General features: G+C 73.0%; 5 protein-coding genes. 1 reads left to right on the top strand and 4 read right to left on the bottom strand.

Features of this window, described 5'->3' with window-relative positions; all coding sequences use genetic code 11:
- The 4 genes from HW445_RS21315 to HW445_RS21300 all read right to left on the bottom strand — a co-directional run.
- On the bottom strand, positions 1-836 hold an 836-nt coding region (locus tag HW445_RS21315), incomplete at its 3' end, for a branched-chain amino acid ABC transporter permease (protein WP_180222585.1).
- A gap of 5 nt (positions 837-841) precedes the next feature.
- On the bottom strand, positions 842-1,720 hold the full coding sequence (locus HW445_RS21310) for a branched-chain amino acid ABC transporter permease (protein ID WP_180222584.1): 879 nt from the start codon (positions 1,718-1,720) through the stop codon (positions 842-844).
- A 122-nt stretch (positions 1,721-1,842) separates the two neighbouring features.
- Positions 1,843-2,547, bottom strand: a complete 705-nt coding sequence (locus tag HW445_RS21305; protein ID WP_180222583.1) for an ABC transporter ATP-binding protein — start codon at positions 2,545-2,547, stop codon at positions 1,843-1,845.
- 1 nt (position 2,548) lies between these two features.
- Positions 2,549-3,460 (bottom strand): ABC transporter ATP-binding protein, encoded by a 912-nt coding sequence (locus HW445_RS21300; protein ID WP_218957238.1) that lies wholly within the window; start codon positions 3,458-3,460, stop codon positions 2,549-2,551.
- Positions 3,461-3,657: 197 nt separating this feature from the next.
- Between HW445_RS21300 and HW445_RS21295 the strand changes: the two genes are divergently transcribed.
- On the top strand, positions 3,658-3,949 hold a 292-nt coding region (locus tag HW445_RS21295), incomplete at its 3' end, for a hypothetical protein (RefSeq protein ID WP_218957237.1).

The raw sequence follows: 3,949 nt of genomic DNA, 5'->3' as shown, positions 1-3,949 counted from the left end.
AGCGAGAGGGTGAGCGAGAAGCCGCTCGGCGCGGTGATCCGCACGGCCATCGCCATCACCGCGCCGGCCAGGCCGGCGCAGGCGGTGCTGACCACGAACGCCAGCACCCGCGCCCGGCCCAGGTGGACCCCCGCGATCTCGGCGGCCACCTCGTCGTCGCGCACGGCCCGCCAGGTGCGGCCGACCCGCCCGCGCATCAGGTTGGCGAGCAGCACGTAGGTGACGACCAGCGCCGCCCAGCCGATGTAGGCGACGTACTTGGTGGGGTTCAGTTCGCTGCCGGTGACGAAGTAGGCGGCGTCCAGCACCCATGCGGGGGTCTCGGGCATCCGGACACCCAGCCCCTGTTCCCCGCCGAGGCGGTCGAAGTGGAGCACCACGCCGGGTACCGCGACGGCGAGCGCCAGCGTGGCGCCCGCGATGTACGGACCGTGCAGCCGCGCGGCGGCGACGCCCACGGCGGCGCCGACCAGCAGCGTCACCAGGGTGGCGGCGGCGAGGACGCCGGGCAGCGGGAGGGGGGTGTCGCCGTCGAGGAACAGCGCCGTGGTGTAGGCGCCGACGGCCATGAACGCGCCGTGGCCGAGGGAGAGTTGACCGTTGAGACCGGTCAGGACGGTGAGGCCGCCGGCCGCGATGCCGAGGTAGGCCATCGACGCCAGCTGGGAGTTGGCGAAGGAACCGGTCGTCTCCAGCACGACCGTGACCGCGAGCAGGCCGAGGACGGCGAGGGTCAGGTGCCGCGGCAGCACCGAGTTCTCCCAGCGCCTGCGCAGCCCTCCCCGGGCCTCGGCGGGCGGCGGGGTCTTCTCCGCGGTTTCCGTGGTGGTGGGCATGGTCGTCAGACCCTCCGTTCCGCGTGGTGGGAGAAGAGGCCGCCGGGCCGCAGCAGCAGCACGGCCATCAGGATCACGAGTGCGGCGAGCGGCACGAGTTCGGAGCCGAGGTAGCCGCTGACGGTGCTCAGCGACAGGCCGAGCAGCATCCCGCCGATCACCGAGCCGACGGGACTGTCCAGGCCGCCGAGGACGGCGGCGACGAAGCCGTAGACCACCACCGAGTCCATGTACGCGGGGTGCACCAGGCTGCCGCCGGCGATGAGCAGTCCGGAGAGCGAGCCGACCAGGGCGGCCAGGGCCCAGCCGAGGGTGAGCATCCGGCCGACCTTGACACCCAGGATGCGGGCGACCTCCTGGTTGAAGGCGGCGGCCCGCATCCTGAGCCCGATCTCGGTGTACCGGAACAGCAGCACCAGCAGCCCCATCACCACCATCACGGCGACGACGGTGAACACGCCGAAGCCGGTGAGCGCGACGGGTGTGTCCCCGATGGTGAGGCCGCGCACCCCGAAGGGCGCGGGGAAGGAACGGTAGCGGGATCCGAAGACGATGCCGGCGACGGCGTGGATGAGGATGAACAGGCCGAGGGTGAGGATCACCGCGTTGATCTCGGACTTGCCCTCCACGGGCCGGACCACCACGCGTTCCACCACCGCGCCGAGCAGCAGGCCGCCGATCAGCGCCGCGGCGAACCCGGTCCAGTAGGAGTGGCCCGCGTCGATGATCACCAGGGCGATGTAGGTGGTGATCATCGCCATGGGCGCCTGGGCGAAGTTGACGATCCGGGTGGAACGCCAGATCAGGCAGAGCGCCAGCGCGAACGCCGCGTAGACCGCTCCGAGGGTCAGCCCGCCGAGCGCGGTGGTGAGGAGCTGCTGCACGAGGTCTCCCGTGGGTCAGGAACCAGGGGTCGGAAGCCGGGGGTGAGAGGGGTGGGCAGGAGGCCGGGGGCAGAACCCTGGGGCGGAAGCCGGGGTCTGAGGCCGGGGTCGGAAGCCGGGGGTCAGAAGCCGAGGTAGGCGTGGCGGAGCTTCTCGTCGGCGGCAAGCGTCGCGGCGTCGTCCTGGACGACGACCCTGCCGAGGTTGAGCACCACGCCGACGTCGGCGATGGACAGGGCGCTGCGGGCGTTCTGTTCGACCAGCACCACGGTCAGGCCCTCGCTCGCGACCAGGGACCGCAGCAGGCCGAAGATCTGGGCGACGATCCGGGGGGCGAGGCCGAGTGAGGGCTCGTCGAGCAGCAGCACCTTGGGGGCGGCCATCAGGGCGCGGCCGATGACCAGCATCTGCCGCTCGCCTCCGGAGAGGACGTGCGCGGTGGCGTCGCGGCGTTCGCCGAGCACCGGGAAGAGGCGGCAGATCCGCTCGACGTCGGCCGCGCGGGTCCGGGCGGCGCGGTGCAGTCCGCCCAGCCGGAGGTTCTCCTCCACGGTCAGTTCGGCGATCACGCCCCGGCCCTCGGGGACATGGGCCAGACCGAGCCGAGCCATGTCCTCGGCGGGGGTGCGGGTGATGTCCCGGCCGTCGAGCAGTACCTGTCCGCGGTGCGGGCGCACCAGCCCCGAGGCCGTGCGCAGCAGGGTGGTCTTGCCGGCGCCGTTGGCTCCGAGGACGGCGGTGACCCTGCTCTCGCGGGCCGTGAAGGACACTCCGTCCAGGGCGCGGACCGGTCCGTAGGAGGTGGTCAGGTCCCGTACCTCGAACATGTCACTCCCCCACTCCGGGCCGCCGGTCGCCGGCCCTTCCGCCGGTCCCTCCGCCGCTTCCTCCACCGGCCTCGTCGCCCGCCTCTTCGCCGCCCCTTTCGCCGACCTCTTCGCCGAGGTAGGCGGCGACGACGGCGGGATCGCGGCGCACCTCGTCGGGTCCGCCACGGGCGATGACCCGGCCGAAGTCGAGGACGGTGATGTCGTCGCACACGCTCATCACCAGATCCATGTGGTGCTCGACCAGCATCACGGCCATCCGGTCGGTCAGTGCGCGGATCAGCTCTCCGAGTTCGGCCATGTCGTCGTCGGCCAGGCCGCCGGCCGGTTCGTCCAGCAGCAGCAGTTCCGGTTCGCCGACCAGCGCGCGGGCCAGGGCGACCCGTTTGCGGACCGGGTACGGCAGGCTGCCGGGGAGGCGGTCCGCGTACCGTTCCACGCCGAGACCGGCCAGCGCCTCCCGGGCCCGCGCGGCGAGGGCGGCGTCGTCCCGGGCTCCGCGGCCCAGGCCGAACAGGGCGGAGGCGAAGCCGGTCCTGGCGTGCCGGTCGGCGCCGACCATCACGTTCTCCAGGACGGTCATCCGGTCGAAGAGGCCAAGGCCCTGGAGGGTCCGGCCGATGCCCAGGGAGGCCAGCCGGTGCGGGCGCAGCCCGGTCAGCTCCTCGCCCTTCCACAGCAGCCGTCCGGTGTCCGGGCGCACGAAGCCGCAGGCCACGTTGAACAGCGTGGTCTTGCCCGCCCCGTTGGGCCCGATGACGCCGAGCACCTGCCGGGGCGCCACGTCGAGCGAGACCGCGGACAGCGCTTGGACGCCTCCGAAGCGGACCGACACATCGGTGATCGAGAAGACCGCCGGCGGTCCGCCGTCGCGGTCGGTGCGCTCCGTGGTTGCGGTCGTGGGTGGGCTCAACGCGCGCTCCCTGTCTGCCCCTTGCCGGCTCTGCGCCCGGGGCGGCTGCCTGGCTGTTCGGCTCCGGCGATCCCCTACCGTGGGCGCTGTGCACAGAATCCGACATGGGCGGTGCGCACAAAGTCGCTGGTGCGCAGTGCCCTGGCCACCTGCGCCGGGGCTGGCGCGGCTGTGCGCTCCGTGCCATCCTCCGGGTCATGGGCAAAGGCATGGGCCTGACAACTGCCACACCTGCCGCAACCGCCTCGTCGGCCGTGCCCGGCGGCGGGGGCCTGGACGACGCGTCCACGAGCGGCCGGGGGCCGCGCCGCGCCGTGGAGCGCGCGTGGGCCTCGCTGCTGCCGCACGCCGACGCCATCGCCGACGACATCACGCTGACCCTGCTGGACAAGGACTGGCACGGCGAGGCCGGCCCCGAACTGCGGGCGGACATCCGCTCGAGCGTCCGCGAGCACGTGCACCGCGGCATCCGCACCATGGCCGGCCTGG

The organism is Streptomyces sp. UH6 (assembly GCF_013421635.1).
Lineage (GTDB): Bacteria > Actinomycetota > Actinomycetes > Streptomycetales > Streptomycetaceae > Streptomyces > Streptomyces abyssomicinicus.
This window is presented reverse-complemented; position numbering and strand designations above follow the sequence as displayed.